This window comes from Actinomyces oris (assembly GCF_006546825.1).
In the GTDB taxonomy this organism is placed as follows: domain Bacteria; phylum Actinomycetota; class Actinomycetes; order Actinomycetales; family Actinomycetaceae; genus Actinomyces; species Actinomyces oris.
In genome coordinates this window covers 139,593-159,273 of the sequence record NZ_VICC01000008.1, presented here as the reverse complement: position 1 = coordinate 159,273, position 19,681 = coordinate 139,593, and the positions used below count along the sequence as shown (strand labels likewise).

General features: G+C 69.5%; 19 protein-coding genes. 7 read left to right on the top strand and 12 right to left on the bottom strand.

Features of this window, described 5'->3' with window-relative positions; genetic code table 11:
- Window positions 1-221: 221 nt before the first annotated feature.
- From FK267_RS12530 to FK267_RS12515, 4 genes are all read right to left on the bottom strand, one after another.
- Entirely contained in the window at window positions 222-608 is a 387-nt protein-coding gene (locus FK267_RS12530) for a DUF1304 family protein (RefSeq protein WP_141407418.1), read from the bottom strand.
- Window positions 609-711: 103 nt separating this feature from the next.
- Window positions 712-2,541 carry a subtype A tannase gene (locus FK267_RS12525; RefSeq protein WP_141407394.1) on the bottom strand — a complete coding sequence of 610 codons (1,830 nt, stop codon included), beginning with the start codon at window positions 2,539-2,541 and terminating at the stop codon, window positions 712-714.
- Window positions 2,542-2,772: 231 nt separating this feature from the next.
- Window positions 2,773-4,209, bottom strand: a complete 1,437-nt coding sequence (gene fumC / locus FK267_RS12520; protein WP_070511858.1) for a class II fumarate hydratase — start codon at window positions 4,207-4,209, stop codon at window positions 2,773-2,775.
- A 95-nt stretch (window positions 4,210-4,304) separates the two neighbouring features.
- A complete protein-coding gene (locus tag FK267_RS12515) occupies window positions 4,305-4,898 on the bottom strand; it encodes a TetR/AcrR family transcriptional regulator (RefSeq protein ID WP_075377737.1) in 594 nt (197 codons plus the stop codon).
- Window positions 4,899-4,982: 84 nt separating this feature from the next.
- Here FK267_RS12515 and FK267_RS12510 point away from each other — a divergent pair, with 84 nt between their 5' ends.
- A complete protein-coding gene (locus FK267_RS12510; protein WP_020991835.1) occupies window positions 4,983-5,363 on the top strand; it encodes a nuclear transport factor 2 family protein in 381 nt (126 codons plus the stop codon).
- Between the two features lie 39 nt (window positions 5,364-5,402).
- Here the strand turns inward: FK267_RS12510 and FK267_RS12505 are convergent, their stop codons facing one another.
- Complete coding sequence (locus FK267_RS12505) at window positions 5,403-6,287, bottom strand: purine-nucleoside phosphorylase (RefSeq protein WP_141407393.1); 885 nt, start codon at window positions 6,285-6,287, stop codon at window positions 5,403-5,405.
- A complete protein-coding gene (locus FK267_RS12500; RefSeq protein ID WP_141407392.1) occupies window positions 6,284-7,732 on the bottom strand; it encodes a purine-cytosine permease family protein in 1,449 nt (482 codons plus the stop codon). The genes FK267_RS12505 and FK267_RS12500 overlap by 4 nt, the downstream gene beginning before the upstream one ends.
- 263 nt (window positions 7,733-7,995) lie before the next feature.
- On the opposite strand from FK267_RS12500, the gene FK267_RS12495 reads away from it, so the two are divergent.
- Window positions 7,996-8,184 carry a CsbD family protein gene (locus tag FK267_RS12495; protein WP_020991836.1) on the top strand — a complete coding sequence of 63 codons (189 nt, stop codon included), beginning with the start codon at window positions 7,996-7,998 and terminating at the stop codon, window positions 8,182-8,184.
- A 74-nt stretch (window positions 8,185-8,258) separates the two neighbouring features.
- Here the strand turns inward: FK267_RS12495 and FK267_RS12490 are convergent, their stop codons facing one another.
- From FK267_RS12490 to FK267_RS12480, 3 genes are all read right to left on the bottom strand, one after another.
- Window positions 8,259-9,470 carry an RCC1 domain-containing protein gene (locus tag FK267_RS12490; protein ID WP_141407391.1) on the bottom strand — a complete coding sequence of 404 codons (1,212 nt, stop codon included), beginning with the start codon at window positions 9,468-9,470 and terminating at the stop codon, window positions 8,259-8,261.
- A 38-nt stretch (window positions 9,471-9,508) separates the two neighbouring features.
- Window positions 9,509-10,159, bottom strand: a complete 651-nt coding sequence (locus FK267_RS12485; protein ID WP_003789699.1) for a hypothetical protein — start codon at window positions 10,157-10,159, stop codon at window positions 9,509-9,511.
- A 167-nt stretch (window positions 10,160-10,326) separates the two neighbouring features.
- A complete protein-coding gene (locus FK267_RS12480; RefSeq protein ID WP_198498172.1) occupies window positions 10,327-11,007 on the bottom strand; it encodes a ferritin-like fold-containing protein in 681 nt (226 codons plus the stop codon).
- Window positions 11,008-11,271: 264 nt separating this feature from the next.
- Here FK267_RS12480 and FK267_RS12475 point away from each other — a divergent pair, with 264 nt between their 5' ends.
- On the top strand, window positions 11,272-12,951 hold the full coding sequence (locus FK267_RS12475; RefSeq protein WP_141407389.1) for a DEAD/DEAH box helicase: 1,680 nt from the start codon (window positions 11,272-11,274) through the stop codon (window positions 12,949-12,951).
- Between the two features lie 67 nt (window positions 12,952-13,018).
- Here the strand turns inward: FK267_RS12475 and FK267_RS12470 are convergent, their stop codons facing one another.
- Entirely contained in the window at window positions 13,019-13,648 is a 630-nt protein-coding gene (locus FK267_RS12470) for a MarC family protein (protein ID WP_070511836.1), read from the bottom strand.
- Between the two features lie 56 nt (window positions 13,649-13,704).
- Entirely contained in the window at window positions 13,705-14,550 is an 846-nt protein-coding gene (locus FK267_RS12465) for a PHP domain-containing protein (RefSeq protein ID WP_141407388.1), read from the bottom strand.
- A gap of 57 nt (window positions 14,551-14,607) precedes the next feature.
- Between FK267_RS12465 and FK267_RS12460 the strand changes: the two genes are divergently transcribed.
- From FK267_RS12460 to FK267_RS12445, 4 genes are all read left to right on the top strand, one after another.
- Window positions 14,608-15,708 carry a Gfo/Idh/MocA family protein gene (locus FK267_RS12460; protein ID WP_141407387.1) on the top strand — a complete coding sequence of 367 codons (1,101 nt, stop codon included), beginning with the start codon at window positions 14,608-14,610 and terminating at the stop codon, window positions 15,706-15,708.
- A gap of 64 nt (window positions 15,709-15,772) precedes the next feature.
- The gene (locus FK267_RS12455) at window positions 15,773-17,398 is read left to right on the top strand and encodes an aminopeptidase P family protein (protein WP_141407386.1); all 1,626 of its coding nucleotides are present in this window, start codon (window positions 15,773-15,775) and stop codon (window positions 17,396-17,398) included.
- Window positions 17,399-17,462: 64 nt separating this feature from the next.
- Window positions 17,463-17,834: an ArsR/SmtB family transcription factor gene (locus tag FK267_RS12450; protein ID WP_070511825.1), complete on the top strand. Its 372-nt coding sequence runs from the start codon at window positions 17,463-17,465 to the stop codon at window positions 17,832-17,834.
- Window positions 17,831-18,805: a cation diffusion facilitator family transporter gene (locus FK267_RS12445; RefSeq protein WP_141407385.1), complete on the top strand. Its 975-nt coding sequence runs from the start codon at window positions 17,831-17,833 to the stop codon at window positions 18,803-18,805. Before FK267_RS12450 ends, FK267_RS12445 begins: the two co-directional genes overlap by 4 nt.
- 6 nt (window positions 18,806-18,811) lie before the next feature.
- On the opposite strand, the gene FK267_RS12440 is transcribed toward FK267_RS12445, so the two are convergent.
- Window positions 18,812-19,660, bottom strand: a complete 849-nt coding sequence (locus tag FK267_RS12440) for a sugar phosphate isomerase/epimerase family protein (protein ID WP_070511819.1) — start codon at window positions 19,658-19,660, stop codon at window positions 18,812-18,814.
- Window positions 19,661-19,681 lie beyond the last annotated feature (21 nt).

Sequence of the window (19,681 nt, the reverse complement as noted above, 5' to 3'; positions counted from 1 at the left end):
ACCATCTGCCGATCTGCCAGGTAGCAGCCTTTCCCAAGGCGATTGGTGCAGGATTGAAAGCAAACACCCAGGTGCTCACCATCGACACGTCGAAGGCATCGACGAGCTGCACCCACTCAACACCGCAGCGGTGCGCACCATTCCCGCACTGCGTGGCTGGGGCGCTCAGACCGCCAGGAACACGGCCTCATCGATTCATCATCCCGGTGTCTCATGCCGACTCAGCCCAGGAGCGTCACGATAGTGCAGCAGATAGCCAGCAGCGGGAGGATGCCTTGCTTGGCAGCTGCGCCACGGTGCGGCGCCGAGGCCAGGGCCAGGACCACGGCGGCCGCCAGCATGGCTCCAGTGCCAGCCAGGATGAGGGCGGTGCCGAGCGCCACGTGTCCCAGGGCCGCCAGGGCGACTCCAGCCAGCGCCTGGAGGGCCAGGAAGAGGTTGTAGAAGCCCTGGTTGAAGGCGTAGAAGGCGTGTGGCCTGGCCTCCTCGGGCGTGCCTCCGAAGGTCTTGCGGGCCAAGGGCCCCTCCCAGGCGATGGACTCCATGTAGAAGATGAGGACGTGGAGGGCGGCGGCCAGGACAGCGAGGACCATTGCGGCGGTCAGCATGAGCACTCGATTCATGAGACGGATGGAATCCGGCCCCTCAACCACCCCGACGGAGTCGTTATTCCCCGGATTCGCAGGGCGCAGTCTCCTGAGCCTACCGGGCTCAGGAGGCCGCCTGCTTGGTCACCCAGGCGATGAAGTTCTCCTCGCCGGTGCCGGTCAGCTCGGCCATCGTGTGCCCCTGCCCCCAGATGGTGGCGAAGTCGACGCTGCCGGCTCCGGCCTGCTGGAGCGCCAGGGCAAGGTTCACCTCGACGGTGGAGGCCGTGTCGCCCTGGGCGATGCCGGTGCGGATGCGCCAGGCCGGGGCGACGGTGGAGCTGCCCCGCCCCTTGGAGTCCTGGGTGAGGTAGTACAAGGGGTCGTACATCGCCACGCGCGTGACCATGTCGGTGCCGACCGAGTCCTTGGCACCCAGGTCCTTCTCGTAGGCGGCGACGCCGTAGTCCTTGTTCCAGCCGGACAACCCCGAGTACCTGGACTGCCCCTTGGAGATGACCTCCCGACTCAGGGAGGAGAAGTGCTGCTTGTTCTCTCCCGAGCCCATGACGAGGTTCTCGGTCTGGGCGCGGCCCACGCCGTCGAAGGCCCCCACGTCCTTGGAGGCGTTCTTCTGGGAGGTGACGAAGCCCTGCAGGCCGGTGATCGTCGCGGTCTTCTTGGAGGCGTCGTAAGCGACCCACTGCGAGGAGGAGTTGAGGAAGGCGATGTACTCCTCCACCGTCTTGTAGGTGGTGGACTCGGCGCTGCCCTGACTGCCGCCTCCGGGTTTCCCACCCTTGGGGGGCGTGCCGCCACCGTCGCTGGGTGGGGTTCCCGACGGCGCCCCGCCGCCACCGCTGGGCTCCATCCCCGCCATCTCGGTGGAGGAGGGCGTGTAGGGGAAGGTGGTGGCCGCCAGGAAGTCGTTGAGGGACTTCTGGATGACCGCCACGAGGTGGTCGTAGTAGGAGCCCGACAGGAAGGTGCCCTGGGAGGAGGACTCCAGGGTCAGCGGCTTGCCCTGGGAGTCGGTGAGCTTCAGCCCGTTGAGGTAGGTGGGGAAGGCGGCCGCGAGGTCCTGGGAGTAGGCCCGCGTCCAGGTGCCCTCGGCCCGGGTGTCGGAGGAGGCGAACTGCCCCATGTTCCACTCGTAGGCGGCGTTGGCGCTGTCCAGGCTGGTGATCGGGCACCAGCACATGGCTCCGGCGACGGCGTCGGACAGCGCCTTGCCGCTGGTGTCAGTGGTGGCGGCCCCCAGGACGGCCAGGTAGGGGGCGAACAGCTCACTGTCCCCCGAGGCTCCGGCGACGGCGCTCTGCGCCCCTCCCCCGCTGTGCCCGAAGACGTAGACCTTCGCGGCGTCGCCGGGCACGGCGGCGGAGTTGTAGCGCCGGTAGCGCACGGCGGCCTTGAGGTCGGCGACGCCCCAGGGCGCATTGCCGGAGTAGGTCTGGGAGTTGGAGTCCTTGCCGCGCAGACCGGCGAGGACGTAGATGAAGCCGGCCTCCATGTAGGCCTTGATGGTGTCGTAGGAGTACTCGGTGGGCGGCTTCTGGGCGGAGTATCCCGGGGTGTTGACCGGGAAGACGGTGGGTGCGGTGGCAGCGGTGAAGCTGCCGACGGCGCCCGAGGCGTTGACGGTGACCGTGTAGGTGCCGTTGCCGTTGTCCTTCCCAGTGAAGTAGGCACCGGGCACGTAGATGCCCAGGGTCTCGTAGTCCGAGGCCTGGGGCGTGGCCACGTAGCGCAGACCCAGCTGGTAGTAGACCTTGTTGTCGGCGTCGTAGCGCCAGGCGGCGCTGTCCAGGGCGAGCTTGGCATCGGTGGGAGCCTGCGAGGACGCCGTGGAGGATGCCTTCGCAGCGGATCCTGAGGTGGAGCAGGCCCCCAGGCCCAGGAGTCCCGCCGTGGCGGGCAGGGCGGCAAGGATGGTGCGTCGTGGCAGGTTCATCGTGGTTCCCTCCGGCACGCTCAGTCGCGTGCCTCGCTCGGGTGTCTGCGTACGTGGCTAGCACATCACCTTAAGGCACGGACGATCCCAGGACGGGGCTGTGCCGCTTCTGTGAGTCGGCATCCGCATGCTGGCGAGCAAGCCAGAATGTGGGCTCGGCTCGTACGACGACGGCGCCGCCTTCACGTGAAGGGCGACGCCGTCGTCAGCTATGAGGGACAGTCCTGAGGATCAGTCCTCAGCAGCACTGGGGTGAGTCATGTCCATGGGCACGACCCACTTGTCGAACTCCTCAGCGGTGACGAAGCCGAGCTCGAGGGCGGACTCGCGCAGGGACAGGCCCTTGTGGTGCGCGTTCTTGGCGATCTTGGAGGCCTTGTCGTAGCCGATGTGGCGGTTGAGGGCGGTGACCTGCATGAGGTTGGTCTCCAGGTTGGCCTTGATCCGCTCGGTGTTGGGCTCGATGCCGTAGGCGCAGTTGGTGTCGAAGGAGACGCAGGTGTCACCCAGGAGCTGGATGGACTCCAGAACGCACCAGGCCATAACCGGCTTGAAGACATTGAGCTGGAAGTTGCCCTGGGAGCCGGCGAAGCCGACGGTGGCGTCGTTGCCGAAGACCTTCGTGGCCACCATGGTCATGGCCTCGCACTGGGTGGGGTTGACCTTGCCGGGCATGATCGAGCTGCCGGGCTCGTTCTCGGGGATGATGAGCTCGCCGATGCCGTTGCGGGGGCCGGAGGCGTACCAGCGCACGTCGTTGGCGATCTTCATGAGAGCGTCGCCCAGGACGCGCAGGGCGCCGGAGACCTGAACCAGGGCGTCGTGGGCGCCCAGGGCGGCGAAGAGGTTGTCCGCCTGGGTGAACTCGATGCCGGTCTCCTCGGAGATCTTCTTGGCGCACAGGGCCCCGAACTTCGGGTGGGCGTTGAGGCCGGTGCCGACGGCGGTCCCGCCGATGGCGAGCTCACGGGCGCGGGAGTCGGCGTAGCGGATGCCGTCAAGGGCGAAGTCGATCTGGGCGACCCACCCGCTGATGACCTGCCCCAGGGTGATGGGGGTGGCGTCCTGCAGGTGGGTGCGGCCCACCATGACGACGTCGGCGTAGGCCTTGGCCTTGGCGTCCAGGGTGTCGCGCAGCTGCTGGACACGCGGATACATGGCGGCCAGCTCGTTGACGACGGCGATGTGCATGGCCGTGGGGAACGTGTCGTTGGAGGACTGGCCGCGGTTGACGTGGTCGTTGGGGTGAACCGGGGTCTTGGAGCCGCGCTCGCCACCGGCCAGCTCGATGGCGCGGTTGGAGATGACCTCATTGGAGTTCATGTTGGACTGGGTACCCGAGCCGGTCTGGAAGACCACGAGCGGGAACTCGGCGTCGAGGTCACCGGCGATGACCTCGTCGCCGGCCTTGGCGATGAGCTCGGCGATGTCGGCGGGCAGCTCGCCGAGCTCGGCGTTGGCCAGGGCGGCGGACTTCTTGAGGATCCCCAGGGCCTTAATCATGGGGCGGCCCCACACGAAGGTCTCGCGGCCGATGTCGAAGTTGTGCAGGCTCCGCTCGGTCTGGGCCCCCCAGTAGCGGTTGGCGTCCACCTCGATGGTGCCCATGGAGTCGGATTCGGTGCGGGTCGTGACAGCCTGGTTGGGCGTCTTTGCATCAGTTGTCATAGGTGCAAGGTTAGGCGCTCGTGCTCGCCGCCGTGCGGGGACGGGCGTCCCAGACACGTCTCAGATCGCTACCGGCCGACATCGCCGAAGGCGCATCACACGGGTCGCAGCTGCTCCAGGGCCAGGTCCAGCAGATCCGCAAGATGCTCATTGCCGTCAATGGTCCGGGGCTCATGGAGATGACCCGTGATCTGCAGGGCAGCGAGCCCATGAAGTAGAACCCAGACGACGGTGGCGATCTCACGGGTGGGGCCGGGTCGTAGTAGACCGGCTCCCTGGGCCTGGGCAACGAGCTCGCCGACGGCGGCCATGGCGTCGTCGGCGGCCTCCTCCAGCCCGGGGTCCGGCTCCGCAATCGGGGCGTCCCCGAAGACCAGCTGGTAGTGATGGGGGCACTCGACTGCGTAGTCGATGTAGGCCCAGCAACCGGCGCGCAGCCGCTGTCGCGCCCCCCGGTGCCGCTCCGCACCGTGACGAATCCGCTCTGCGATCTGCCGCAGGGTCCGTCCCGCCAGGGCACGCATGAGCGCAGCCTTGTCCGCGTAGTGACGATAGGGCGCCGAGCGAGACACGCCGGCAGCCTCACCAACGGCGCGCAGCGTCACCGATTCAGGTCCCCTGTCCTCGAGCAGCGTTGCAGCGGCGTCGAGGATGGCGGCGCGCGTCGGACCTGGATCACGAGGGCTCATGACCCAAGCCTACCCACATGTTGACACAGTCAACTTTCCGGTTATGCTGACATTGTCAACTTAATCTGAGGAGAGGAACGACTCATGACCGACACCACCCGTACCGGCGCCGACTTCGACGCGAGCTACCTGCGCACCTGGACTGAGCCCGACGCCGGTCAGCGCCGTGCACTCATCGAGCAGATGTGGGCCCCGCACGGGTCGCTGCACATCTCCTCACCCGCCTTGACCGTCACAGGAACAGCCGACATCGCTGAGCACATCAACCGCGTCCACAACGACCGCATTGCGGGTCAGGGCCTGACCTTCAGCTACGACCAGCGCATGGAGTCCGGCGACGCGCTATTGCTGCGCTGGTCAATGACCGCCCCAAGCGGCGACGTCGTCGGGCGCGGAGTCGACACCGTCTTCCGCGACGTCGACGGCAAGGTGACGCGTGCCTATATGTTCATGGGCGTGAACTGACCCGAGCGATCCCCTGCGACTCGCCTCGACGTCGGCAGCTCAGGACATCGCCGCCAGCACCGCCTCGGTGCCGGCGGCGATCGTCGTGTGCGCACCGGCCGCGAGTCGGACGACCTCGTCGGGATCGGTGGGCGCCTGGGCGAAGGACAGGTCGGAGACGACGCTCATGCCGGCCACGCGCACCCCGAGCTGGTGCAGGGCGATGGCTTCCAGGACGGTGGACATGCCGACACAGTCGGCACCGGCGGACTCCAGCATTCGCGTCTCCGCCATGGTCTGATACTCCGGCCCGCGCACAGCGGCATAGACGCCTGACCTCTCTGTGACACCGCGCAGGACGTCAGCGAGCTCGTCGTCCCACACACTGCGAACGTCAGTGAAGACCGGGCCGTCGAAGGGTGAGGAGCCGGTGAGGTTGAGGTGGTCGGTGATCGTCATGACCTCGCCGATGTGCCAGCTGCGCAGGCAGCCGCCGGCGTTGACCAGGACGGCCTCACGTACGCCGGCTGCGGCCGCGATACGGGACAGGGCGACCACGGGTCCGGGCCCGTGCCCCTCGTAGAGGTGGGTCCGTCCGCGGGCCACGAGGACGCGCCGACCTCCCCCGACCTCCTGTCCGGTCACCTTCCGGCCACGAGCGACGACATAGGAGTCGAGGCGGTCCTCATGTCCCGGCGCGACCGGGACCATGACCCCGGGCAAGTCGGACAGGCGCATGCTCGCAGCCGGCTCACCCCAGGACGCCAAGGCGTCAGCGGCGCCGGATCCCAGGACCACCAGGAGGTCGTGGCGAGGCGCGCCGGTGCGTCGGGCGATCTGGTGGGCGCCCTCCACGGCCGGGCCCGGGCCTTCTGCGCCGGCAGAGGCGCTCAGGGCCTCCAGACGCTCAGGCTCGAGGGCGAAGCCTGTGGCCTTGTCGTTCACGAACGGGCCTCCTGGCGGGTCACCCGGCCTCGGCCGAGGACGAGGTGCCCGAGCACACCGATGAGCAGAGCGGCCAGCACACCGAGGTTGGCTCCGGCCCAGGCCCCGTCGCGGCCCCCGAGAGGCCCGAGCAGGTAGCCCTGCCAGGACAACCAGGAGGCGGCCGAGTTGACGACCAGCCCCCAGCCGACGACGGAACCGGCAGCCACGAGGGCGATGGCCTCCCAGTTGACTGAGCCGTAGACGCCGTCGGGTGTGAAGAGGGCCTCCTCGTCGTAGTCGCGCTTGCGCAGAATGACCTCGGCGACCATGACTCCGGCCCAGGCGGCGATGACGACTCCCAGGGTGGTGAGGAACCCTTGGAAGGGGCCGAGGAAGTCATCGGCACCGAAGATGACGGCGATGGTGCCCACGGTCATGATGGTGGCGTCGATGGAGGTGGCCACGTGTCGGCGCACGGGCAGGCCGGTTGCCAGGAGCGACAGGCCCGAGGAGTACAGGTCCATGATGATGCCGCCAGCCAGCCCCAGGATGGCGACGACCGCGAAGGGGATGAGGAACCATGTGGGCAGGATCGTGGTCAGGGCGCCGATGGGGTCGGTGTTGATGGCCTGGCCGAGCTCGGCGTCGGAGCCCACCAGGAGGATGCCGAAGAAGACGAGCACCACGCAGGGCAATGCCGATCCCAGCGTGGTCCAGCCGATGACGCCGGCCGTCGAGGCCTTGCGGGGCAGGTAGCGGGAGTAGTCGGCGGCGGCATTGACCCAACCGAGGCCGAAGCCGGTGGCCACCATGACCAGGGCTCCGATGAAGGCCGCGGGGCCACCCGACGGCAGGGCCAGGAGTGTGCGGAAGCTGATCTGAGGAGCGACGAGGACAAGGTAGATGACGGTGAGGACACCGGTGGCCCAGGTGATCCAGGTCTGGACCCTCATGATCGCCTCGAAGCCGAGGATGCCAGCGCTGGCGGCCAGGCCGACGGTGAGCAGGAAGCCCAAGATCTGGGCGCCGACCTGGTTGTGCCAGCCCAGGGCCTGGAACACCGTCGCAGAGGCCAAGGTGGCGGAAACGCACAGGACGGTCTCCCAGCCGACCGTGAGGATCCAGGACAGGGCCGCGGACAGGCGGTTGCCGTTGTAACCGAAGGCCGCTCGGGACAGTGCCAGGGTGGGGGCGCTGCCTCGTTTGCCCAGGACGGCCACGACGCCGCACAGGAGGAAGGAGACGATGACACCGACGCTGCCCGCGACGACCGCCTGCCAGAAGGACAGTCCGAATCCGAGGACCCAGGCACCCCAGGACAGTCCCAGCACGGAGATGTTGGCCGCGAACCAGGGCATGAAGAGATCGCTCGGCCGTCCCTTGCGATCGGACTCGGAGATGACGTCAAGACCGGCGTTCTCGACGCGGGTGGCGGCGGGGACGTCCGCGGGTGCACTGCTCATGGGCGATCGACCTCGGTGTCGGTATCAGGAGGCTCTCGAACGAGAGCTGCCTGAAGTCTACGGGCACTGAGATGCGGCGAACGACGCCGGAGAGAGGAAACGATCCACCACACCCTCAGTAACATAGGATATGTCACACGTTCTAGGTGGCCTCCATAGAAACTCTCACTGAATATCGGGTGTCGTCTCAGATGTACGCCTGTATAGTCGAGCCATCCTCCACGTCTCCACCTCGTGGAGACTCACTACGGAAAGGAACTCTCATGAGCGACAACGGAACCTTCGACAGGATCGCCGGCAAGGCCAAGGAGGCCGCAGGCAAGGTCACTGGCAACAAGGAGACCGAGACCGAGGGCAAGCTCCAGCAGGCGGAGGGCAAGATCAAGGAGGTCGCCGAGGACGCCAAGGACGCCATCAAGGGTGCGGTGAACCACCTCAAGGGCGACAAGTAAGCGTCGTCGGAACATACGTCGAGCGCCCAGCCTCCTGAAGGAGGCTGGGCGCTACTGCGTTGCCGATACCGGCGTCAGCTGTTCGCAGGGATCAGGGTCGGCGCCACGTTGACCACGCTCTGCGAGGGGTCGGCCTGCCCCCAGGAGTTGTTCCCCCAGGTCCAGGTCCCCTTGTCAACCGTGGCCCACGTGTCATAGCCGGAGGTGCCGATCTGGGTGGCCCCGTCGATCTTGTCCACCTTCACCAGCCCTGATGGGGTGTCGGAGACAGATCCGTTGACCTGTCCGTAGCGGTTGGAGCCGAAGCACCAGACCGTGCCCTTGGCGAGCGCACAGGTGTGCTCGTAACCGGAGACGAGCGCGGTGGGAGCGGCCGGCAGCTTGCCGACCTCCACGGCCTGGTTCACCAGCGCCTCATCAGTCTTCTTGCCGAGCTGGCCGACCTCGTTGGCGCCCCAGGCGTAGACCTTGCCCGAGTCGTCCACGGCCACGGCGAAGCCCTTGCCCACGCTCAGCGCCGACACCTTGACCTTCTCCAGGCCGGGCACCGCCGTCGGCGAGACACGTGCGCCCTGAGTGTTGGCCTGGGCGTCAGCGCCCCAGCAGGAGACTCCGGTGCCGCCCGAGGAGCAGACGAAGGAACCACTGCCGGCGCGAAGGGTCGCAGGCTTGTTGGCAGCGGGGGCCGCCGCAGCGGGAGACGACGGAGCCTCCGCGCTCTTGCCGGGCCACAGCCAGTGCCCTCCCAGGGCACCCCCGACCAGCCCGAGGGCGAGCACACTGACCGCTACGACTGGGAGGACCCAACCGCGACGCGGAGCACTGCTCGGGTACTGGGAGACATCGCTCTGCGGCGCCTCCGTCTCGGTCACCGCGGGCAACGGCTGAAGCCGGTAACCCTGCGGCTGAGGCTGCGTCGGTGTCGCCATCTGCGGCTGGGGCGGCGCGACCGCAGCCGGCTGCTGAGCAGGCTGAGTCGACTGAGCCGCCCCGTAGTCCACAGTGCCGCCACGAGCGCCGTCGCCCCCGAATACGCCATCAAAGGCCGCGGGCTGTGCAGGCGCCCCGTACACGGGCGCGGGCTCTTGAACGGGCACCTGCTGCTGAGCAGGCGGGTACCCGGCTGGCTGCTGAGGGGAATATCCGGCAGATGCTGCGATCTGTTCGAGCTGCGCACGCTGCTCGGGCGTCCAGGCGTGTCCGGCGGCAAGGGCCTCCTGAGCACGCTCAGGACTGCCGCCGATGAACCACAGCACCCTGTCCCCGTCGAGCATCCGGTCATCCATGGGCCAGACCTCTCCTCAACGTCAAGGACCGATGTGTGTCAGTAGGTCAGCCTACGGCGAGCCATGAGCATGGCGGCGCCTGTCGCACCGGTGCCCAGCACCATCCAAGCGGCGGTCGTTCCCGCTCCGGTCTGAGCGAGGGTGGAGCGACCTGCGGTGGCGGTGCCCTGCTGGCCAGAGGCAGCCTGCTCGCGGGGTGCAGCGGCCTGCTCACCGGGAGCCTCCGCGGCGCCCTGGGGGGCGCTCTCCTCGGCCGCCGCAGGGGCGCCTCCCTCAGAGGACTGCTCGGGGGCCGGGGCCTGCTGCTCGGGAGCAGCCTGGGAACCGGCAGGATCGCCCTGCTGCTGGTCGCCCTGGTTCGGCTGGGACTGCTCAGCCGGAGCCTCCGGCTTGTTCTCCTGCTGCGCCGCGGCGTTGTTGGCACCCGGAGCCTGAGGGGCCGCCTTGCCCGCGTCCTCCGCGGGGGCGGGAGCAGGCTCGGGGGCGGGGGCAGGCTGCTTGTCGCCATCGGGCTTGGGAGCGGCCGGGGAGGGGGTGTCGGGCTGGGGAGCGTCGGCCTTCGCGCCACCGGACTGCGGCGCCACCTGCTCGGCGGCAGGAGCGGGGTCCGTCTCGGCAGCAGCCGCACCGACCGGGACGACGGACAGGGCGACGGCCGCGGACGCGGCCATCCATACGCTTCGCTTCATGGGAACTCCTTCAGGATGTGAGAGCCACGACTCTCACATCGGGTGATGAGGATGTGGATGCGGACACCTTACCCAACGCAGCCCGGGTCCTGTCACGCCACCGACACGGGCACTACTCCACTGTTGGGCACTTCACATCTTAGCCGCTCGGACGTGCTGAGAGACGGTCAGACCCTCAGGCCCAGCCCTCTCATGCGCGAGACCGCCCCCTGGGTCAGCACCGAGTGGAGCTGCTCCTGAGCCATCTGCCCGAGGAGCTCGGGGAACTGCCCCAGGAGCCTCTGGAAGGTTCCGATCTCCTCACCGATGACGCGCCGACCCCACAGCCCCAGCCGGGCGGCCAGCTGTGGGTCGGCCGCAATGACCTCCTCCAGCTCGGCGATGGCGTAGGTGCTGATCGGGTCCTGGCTGAGCTCGTGGACGAGCCCTCTGCGCAAGGGATCCTCCAACGACTCGCTCAGCGCCATCCCGAAGTCGATGAGCAGCCCGAAGGTGATGTAGGTCTTGAGCAGGCGCTCGGCCCAGTCCAGTGGCCGCAGCCGCTCGTCGAAGTCGCCCAGCACGTCGGTGAAGCGCTCGGCCGCCCCCAGGGCGTCGATGCCGTGGGTCGCGGCCAGCTCCACGACCCGGTCGAAGGAGGCGACCTCCCAGGCGCTCATGCGCAGCAGGTCGACCCGGGCCGTCATCCGCGGAGCCCGGTCGGCATCCTTGGCGTAGCGGGTGCAGGCCGCCGTCCGGGAGATCGCGACGACTCCGACGACCGACAGCTCGTGAGGACCGACCTGCATCGGGGTGGAGGCGCTGCTGGGCTGAGGTGACGGAGTCGGCATCTGGGACATGGCCACCATCGTATCCGGGTCTTGTCGTGCGTGAAGCACAGCCGTGACATCGACCACGCCGACGGCGCACCTCCCCATCCAGACAGGCCATCATCATGTTTTCCCGCTACGCTGACGGCGTCCACGGTTGCCCGGTCGTCAGATGGACTCAGATATGACTCGCGATCGGCTGCCAGATCCGACGGCGCCAACGCCCACGCAGCGCACCCAACTGTGCGCGCGAGCGACAGCCGCGCCGGAGCGGTTCAACCCGATCAGAAGACAAGGAACCTCGTGAGCAACGAGCAGCACGGGGCCGACGCTGTCGAGCCCGACCACAACTCCACAGACGACCAGACCACCATCGAGGGTGCCGACGCCGCTGCCGGCGCCACGACCGCCCCGTCCGGGATCATCGAGACGGCCGGCGCCCACGCCCCCGTCCTGGACGAGGCCACTCCTGACATCACCGACGAGGGCGACCAGACCGACCTGAGCCGCAAGACCTTCGCCGACTTCGGTGTCGAGCCGGAGATCTGCGAGGCCCTGGACGCCAAGGGCATCACCCACCCCTTCCCCATCCAGGCCCTCACCCTGCCGGTGGCCCTGGAGGGACAGGACATCATCGGTCAGGCCAAGACCGGCACCGGCAAGACCCTGGGCTTCGGCATCCCTCTGCTCATGGACACTCTGGGCCCCGGGGAGGAGGGCTGGGACGAGGATCCCGCCTCCGGCAGCCCCCAGGCCCTGGTCATCCTGCCCACCCGCGAGCTGGCCAAGCAGGTCGCCGAGGAGCTGTCCACGGCTGCCGCCAAGCGCACCGTGCGCATCGTCCAGGTCTACGGCGGGCGCGCCTACGAGCCCCAGATCGAGGACCTCGAGCGGGGAGCCGAGGTCGTCGTGGGAACGCCCGGCCGCCTCATCGACCTCATGGAGCGCGGCGTGCTGGACCTGGCTCACGTCACCACCGTCGTCTTGGACGAGGCCGACGAGATGCTGGACCTGGGATTCCTGCCCGACGTGGAGAAGATCCTGGCCCGCACCCGCGCCGACCGGCACACGATGCTCTTCAGCGCCACCATGCCCGGGGCCGTGGTCGCCCTGGCGCGCCGCTACATGACCCGCCCCACCCACATTCGCGCCCAGGACCCGGGCGACGAGGGCATGACCGTTCAGACGGTCCAGCAGGTCGTCTACCGCACCCACTCGATGAACAAGGTGGAGGTCGTCTCCCGGATCCTCCAGGCCGAGGGGCGCGGGCGCACCATCATCTTCGCGCGCACCAAGCGCACGGCGGCGCGGGTGGCTGACGACCTGCGCGCCCGCGGTTTCGCCACCGGGGCCCTGCACGGCGACCTCGGCCAGGGGGCCCGCGAGCAGGCCCTGCGCGCCTTCCGCAACAACAAGGTGGACGTGCTGGTGGCCACCGACGTGGCCGCCCGGGGCATCGACGTCGACGACGTCACCCACGTCATCAACTACCAGTGCCCCGAGGACGAGAAGATCTACGTCCACCGCATCGGGCGCACCGGACGCGCCGGCAACTCCGGCACGGCAGTCACCTTCGTGGACTGGGACGACGTGCCGCGCTGGCGGATCATCGCCAAGGCTCTGGGCCTGCCCATCGAGGAGCCGGTGGAGACCTACCACACCAGCGAGCACCTGTTCTCCGACCTGTCGATCCCGGAGAAGGTCACCGGCCGCCTGCCCCGTCACAAGCGCACCCTGGAGGGGCTCGACGCCGAGGAGATCGAGGACCTGGGTGAGACCGGCAAGCGTGGGCGCAGCAAGCAGTCGGGCCGACAGGGCGGGCGCTCGGAGCGCGGCCGGGGCCGCGGCGGCAGGGGCGCCAAGGACTCCAAGCGCGGTGAGCGTTCCCGGCGCTCCGCCGACGGCGAGGCCAAGCCCCGGCGCAAGCGCACCCGTAAGCGCACGCGCGGCGGCCGCCCGGTTGACGGGACCACCGGCGAGTAGGACTGACAAGCAGCGGCTGAGACTCACGTGGGTCTCAGCCGCTGTCCGACTCCGGAGCGGACCCGGCTCAGAGGCGAGTCTCCAGGAAGGCGAAGACGCCGTCGGCCATGATTTGGACGGCGATGGCCGCCAGGAGCAGCCCCATGACCCGAGTGAGGATCCGGATGCCGGAGGTGCCCAGCACCCGGTTGAGCCCCAGGGAGAAGCGCAGCGAGACCCAGATGGCGATGTGCGTGCCGATGATCGCGGCCGTCACGGAGACCCACCCGGCCACCCCGCCTCCGGTGGTGTCCACGGCGACCATCGCCGCGACAATGGCTCCCGGCCCGGCCAGCAGAGGCGTGCCCAGGGGCACGAGGGCGGCGTTGGCGGTGACGGCGTCAGGATCGGGGCTCTCATCGACCTTGTCGGTCAGCAGCTCCAGGGCCACCAGGAGCAGCAGCAGTCCGCCGGCCACCTGGAGGGAGGGCACGGAGATCCCCAGGAACTTCAGGATGTAGCGTCCGAAGACTGCGAAGAGCACGATGACGGCGAAGGAGACGACCGTGGCCTGGCGTGCAGAGGCGGCGCGCTCAGGGGGTGTCTGCCGCGAGGTCAGGGACAGGAAGATCGGGATGGCGCCCAACGGGTCCTGGATGACCAGGAGCGTGGTGAAGGTCGTGGCGAAGACCGTGGTGTCGAAGACGGACTGCAGCATGGGGCGTTTCTATCACCGCCGCTCGGCGGGAGTCGGGTGCCGTGGCCGGTCGGCCCTCAGGGGCGGACGAGGTCGAGGGCGCCCTCGTCAAGGATCTGTTCCAGCAGCTCGGGCGGCATGAGGTTCTCCCCCAGGCGATTGGGCTTACCGGTGCCGTGGTAGTCCGAGGCCCCCGACAGCCCCAGGCCCAGGCGCTGGGCCAGGAGGCGAACCTGCTCGCGCTGCTCGGGGTCCTGGTCGCGATGGTTCATCTCCAGGGCCGCCAGGCCGGCCTCGGCCATCTGGGCGAAGGTCTCATCGGGCACGAGGCGGCGCTGGCGGGAGGCGGCGCGCGGGTGGGCCGCCACCGGGACCCCACCGGCGGCGCGCACCAGGCGGCAGGCCTCCACCGGGTCCAGCGCCCAGTGGTGCACGTAGTAGGGCGAGGAGGTGGCCAGCGGCCCGGCGAAGGCGGCGTTGCGATCGGGGAAGGAGCCGGCCGCCACGAGGGCGTCGGCGATGTGGGGCCGGCCGATCGTGTGGGAGTCGGCCGACTGGGTCAGGACGTCCTCCCAGGTGACCGGGTAGTCCTGACTGAGGCGTTCGACCATCCGTTGCGCCCGATTGTCGCGCGAGCGGCGGGCGCGGGCGAAGGCGGCCTCCAGCCCGGCGTCGTCGGCCCGGTGCAGGTAGGACAGCAGGTGGAGGGTGACCCCGTCGGCGGCGCAGGAGATCTCGGTGCCGCGCAGCAGGGCGACGCCGGCGAACGGGACGGCCCGGGCCGCCTCCTGCCAGCCGGACATCGTGTCGTGGTCGGTCAGACCGACGACGTCGAGGCCGGCCCCGGCCGCCTTCGTCATGAGCTCGGCAGGCGAGTCGGTGCCGTCGGAGCAGGCCGAGTGGGTGTGGGGGTCGATGCGCACCGGGACAGTGTAGGTAAGTGCAGGCAGCGCGCAGGGAGGCGTGGAAGACTGGACGGCATGAGCGAGCCGAGCCGTATGAGCAGTACTGCGCCCACCACGCGGCGTACCGACGACGCCCCGGTCCGCTTCGGGGTGATCGGGGCCGGTTTCATCGCCCGCTGGTTCGCCGAGGCCGTTGCCCGCGAGCCGGGTGCACAGATCGTGGCCGTCACCTCCGCCCACCGCGAGCGCGCCGCCGCCTTCGCCACCGAGCACGGGATTGCGCATGCCTATGCCTCGCTTGAGGAGATGCTCGCCGCGCACGGCCCGGGCTCGCCCGACCCGATCGACGTCATCCATGTGGGTTCCCCCAACTCCCTGCACGCGCAGCACGCGATCGCGGCCCTGGAGGCAGGTTTTCACGTGGTGGTGGAGAAGCCCTTCGCTCTGACGCGCTCGCAGGCCGAGGCGATGGTGAAGGCGGCACGGGCGGCCGACCGCTTCCTCATGGAGGGGTGGCTGTCCGCCTTCGAGCCCGGGGTGGCTCGGCTGCGCGAACAGCTGCCGCGGCTGGGGCGGCTGCACCGGGTGGTGCTGTCAAAGGAGCAGTTCTCCTCGCGGATGGAGGTCTACCGCTCCGGTGGCCTGCCGCCGGCCTTCGATCCGGCTCTGGGCGGCGGCTCCCTCATGGATCTGGGCATCTACCCGGTCAGCCTGGCCATTCACCTCTTCGGTGAGCCGGAGCGGGTGACGGCCACGGGGACGCTGTTGGAGTGCGGTGTGGACGCACGGGGCACGGTGGTCCTGTCCTACGACTGCGGTGAGCACGCCGGGCTGGAGGTCGTCTGCCTGCACTCCAAGACCTCCCCGGGGATGGAGTCGAGCTTCGCCGGGGACCATGACGTGCTGAGCATTGACGACTGCCAGTGGCCCCGGCGCATTGGGCTGCGCGGCCCGACGGCGGCGACGGGCACGGGTGAGGACCTGTCGGTCGAGCGCGGCGCTGAGGCGCCCGGTCACCAGCTCGCCTACGAGCTGGCCGAGGTGTGCCGCCTGGTACGGGCCGGAGCGCGCCAGTCCGATCTGCACCCGTTGAGCCGCTCCGTGGCGGCGGTCGGGGTTCTGCAGGAGGCCCGTCGCCAGGTGGGGGTGCGCTTCCCGGCCGATGAGCAGGACTGAGCCGTCCCCGATTCTGAGCCCCCACCGAGCGCAGGTTGGGGCCCAACAGTGGGATGATGCCCCTATGACACCGACTTCTCCCGCAGACAACCACCCGTCCGACGAGTCCCCCGCCTCCTCGCAGGAGGCCCCCCAGTCCTTGGCGGCGCGAGGCTCCAACCGGTCCCGCCAGCCCGAGAACCAGGCCTTCCGTGACTTCATCGGCTCGGGGTGGGGGCCGCGTCCCGAGGGTCTGCCCGCCCGCAGCGAGGCGGCTCCCTGGGCGGCCGCCCGCCGTGAGGCCCTCGGCAGGCTCTTCCCCGGCGAGCGTCTGGTGCTCCCCGCGGGCGCGCTCAAGGTGCGCAACAACGACTGCGACTACCGGTTCAGGCCCCACAGCGCCTTCGCCCACCTGGCCGGAACCGGCACGGACTTCGAGCCGGATGCCGTGCTCGTCCTGGACCCCCTCACCGAGCCGAGTCAGGACGCCGGTTCCCCGGACGGCTCCGATGACACCGACGACGTCGCCCCGACGCATGAGGCAGTCCTCTACTTCCGGCCCCGGGCCTCGCGATCCAGCCAAGAGTTCTACGGCGACCCCCGCTACGGCGAGCTGTGGGTGGGGGTGCGGCCCTCCCTGGAGGAGGTCGAGGCCTCCACCGGCATGCGCTGCGCCCACATCGACTCCCTTCCCGACGCGCTGGCCAAGGATGCCGGTCCCGACGCGGTGCAGCTGCGCGTCGTCGCCGAGGCCGATGAGTCCGTCACCGCTCTGGTGACCACCACGCGGGAGAAGGTCGGGCTGCAGACCGGCCAGGGCGCCGCGGAGGTCGACGCCGGTCTGGCCGAGGCCGCCAGCGAGCTGCGCCTGATCAAGGACCCCTGGGAGATCGACCAGCTGCGTGCCGCCGTCGCCGCCACCAAGGCCGGCTTCGACGACCTCATCCGCTCCATCCCCCGGGCCCGCGGCCACTGGCGCGGTGAGCGGGTCCTGGAAGGGGCCTTCGGGGCCAAGGCCCGCGAGGAGGGCAACGGCCTGGGCTATGACACGATCGCCGCGGCCGGCAACCACGCCAACACCCTGCACTGGATCAACAACGACGGCGCCGTCGAGCCCGGCCAGCTGGTCCTGGTGGACGCCGGCGTCGAGGTCGACTCCCTCTACACCGCTGACGTCACTCGCACGATCCCGGTCGATGGTCGCTTCACCGAGGCTCAGCGCCGGATCTACCAGGCGGTTCTCGACGCCGCCGACGCCGCCTTCGCCCGTGCGGGCACGCCGGGCTGCCGCTTCAAGGACGTCCACGCCGCCGCCATGGAGGTGATCGCCGCCCGCCTGGAGGAGTGGGGGATGCTGCCCGAGGGCGTCAGCGCCGCCGACTCCCTGGCCCCCGAGGGCCAGTACCACCGGCGCTGGATGGTGCACGGCACCAGCCACCACCTGGGCCTGGATGTCCACGACTGCGCCCAGGCGCGCCGCGAGATGTACATGGAGGCCGAGCTCAAGCCGGGCATGTGCTTCACCATCGAGCCGGGACTGTACTTCCGCGAGGACGACCTGCTGGTGCCCACCGAGATGCGTGGCACGGGCGTGCGCATCGAGGACGACGTCGTGGTGCGCGAGGACGGCAGCGTGGAGCGTCTCACTCAGGACGTGCCCCGCACCGTGGAGGAGGTCGAGGCCTGGGTGAGCGGGCTCATCGCCGACTGACTGCCGACTGACTGCTCGGTCACCTCCCTTGCCGCTCATCGTTATTCGTAGATAGCATCGCCGTATGACGATGAAACATGGGCTGCTGCCCGAGGACCGCCCCCAGGACCACGGCGCTGTGCGCGAGGCCTCCACCGTGGCCTCCCTGCTCGATGTCCTGGGGGACGCCACCCGCCTGGCGATCCTGCGCCACCTCCACGGCGGCGAACACCGGGTGGTGGAGCTGACCGAGCACCTGGGCCTGGCCCAGTCGACCGTCTCCCAGCACCTGGCGATCCTGCGCAGCGCCGGTCTCATCTCCAGCCACTCCCACGGACGGGCCAACGTCAGCCGGATCGAGAATCCCGAGGCCATCGAGCAGGTCCTGGCCGCTGCCGAGTCCTTGGCCGCCATCATCTCCGCGGACGGAGCGAGCCGGAGCAAGGAGCCGCAGTGAGCACCCCAGCCGGTCACGAGCCCGACACCCATTCCCACCACCACTCCCACGGTCACTCGCACAACCACGGCGCCGGGGCCTCACGCGGTCGGCTCCTGGTCGCCCTGTGCCTGTCGACCACGGTCCTGGTGGCCGAGATCGTCACCGCCCTTGTCACCGGATCGCTGGCGCTGCTGGCCGACGCCGGGCACATGCTCACCGACGTCGCCGGCCTGGCCATGGCCCTGACGGCCGCCCAGCTGTCCACGCGTCCGGCCACGGACCGCTCCACCTGGGGCATGCGTCGCGCCGAGGTCATCGGGGCCGCGCTCCAGGCGGGCATGCTCGCCGTCGTCGGGCTCTTCGTGGCCTTCAAGGCGGTTCACAACCTGCTGGTAGCCCCGCAGGTCGAGGCCTCGGGCATGCTCGTCATGGGTGTCATCGGTCTGGCCGCCAACGTCATCGCGCTGCTGGTCCTCTCTGGCGGCCGGGGGCATGACGGACACGGCGAGAACCTCAACATGAGGGCCGCTCTGCTGGAGGTCCTCAATGACGCCCTGGGATCAGTGGGCGTCATCATCGCTGCCGCCGTCGTGGCCCGCACCGGCTGGACGCGGGCCGACGCCGTGGCCTCCTTGCTCATCGCCGTCCTCATCCTGCCCCGGGCGGTGACGCTGCTGCGCTCGGCCCTGGCGGTGCTCATGGACTTCACTCCCCGGGAGCTGGACCTGGCGCAGGTGCGCTCGCACATGCTCGGCATCGACCACGTCGAGGAGGTCCACGACCTGCATGCCTGGACCGTCGCCTCGGGCATGCCGGTGCTGACCGCGCACGTCGTCGTGCGCGACGAGTGCCTGCGCGACGGTCACACCGAGGAGATCCTCGACCGGCTCCAGAACTGCGTGGCCGAGCACTTCCCGGTCAGGATCCAGCATGCGACCCTCCAGCTCGAGCCCGTCTCGCACCTCGAGCACGAGGCCGCCTACTGCTAGGCCGGGTCAGGAACGGCGGTAGCGTTTGCGGGTCGGCTCGGGAATGTGAGCCGGCTCCCCACCTTCCAGGTGCTCACGGGCGAAGGCCAGCGCGCTGGCGAGGCCCTCGAGACGCTGGGCGGCCGTCATGGACCGGGTGGTCACCTCGACGACGACCTGTCCTCCACCGGCCTCGAAGCCGGTGGCCACTAGGTGCTTGAGGACCCCGGCGCAGTCCTGGTTGCCCTGCCCGGGCAGCAGGTGGTCGTCCAGGGGCCCGGGCACGCCGTCGGTCAGGTGCAGGTGGCGCAGCGTGGGCCCCAGCGCGCGGGCCATGGCCAGGGCGTCGGAGCCGGAGGTGGCGGCGTGGGAGATGTCCAGCGTCACTGACTTGTAGCCCTGCCCCACCGGGTCCCAGGTGGGCGAGTAGGCCTGGAAGTCGCGCGTGGAGTGGGCGTGGCGGGGCCGCCAGGTGAACATGTTCTCCACCGCCAGGTGGATGCCCGTGGTCGCCTCGCGCTGCGCGACCCCGGCGATGAAGGAGCGCGCGTAGCGGGTCTGCCAGAAGAAGGGCGGGTGCAGCACCACCGTGGGCGCCTCGAGGTAGTGGGCCAGCTCGATGGAGCGGTCCACCTTGTCCCACGGATCGGCGCCGAAGACCCCACGGGTCACCAGCAGCGTGGGGGCATGGACCGCCAGCACCGGCTGGTCGTGCTTCTCCACCAGGGCCGCCAGCCGGGTGGCGTCCTGGGATGCCTTCTCGCTCCAGACCATGATCTCGACGCCGTCGTAGCCCAGCTCCTGGGCGATGGCGAAGGTGTCGGGAACACTGCCGGGAACCACGCAGGCGGTCGACAGCCCCACCGGAATGCTCATTGTCGCGCTCCCTCGTCCCTC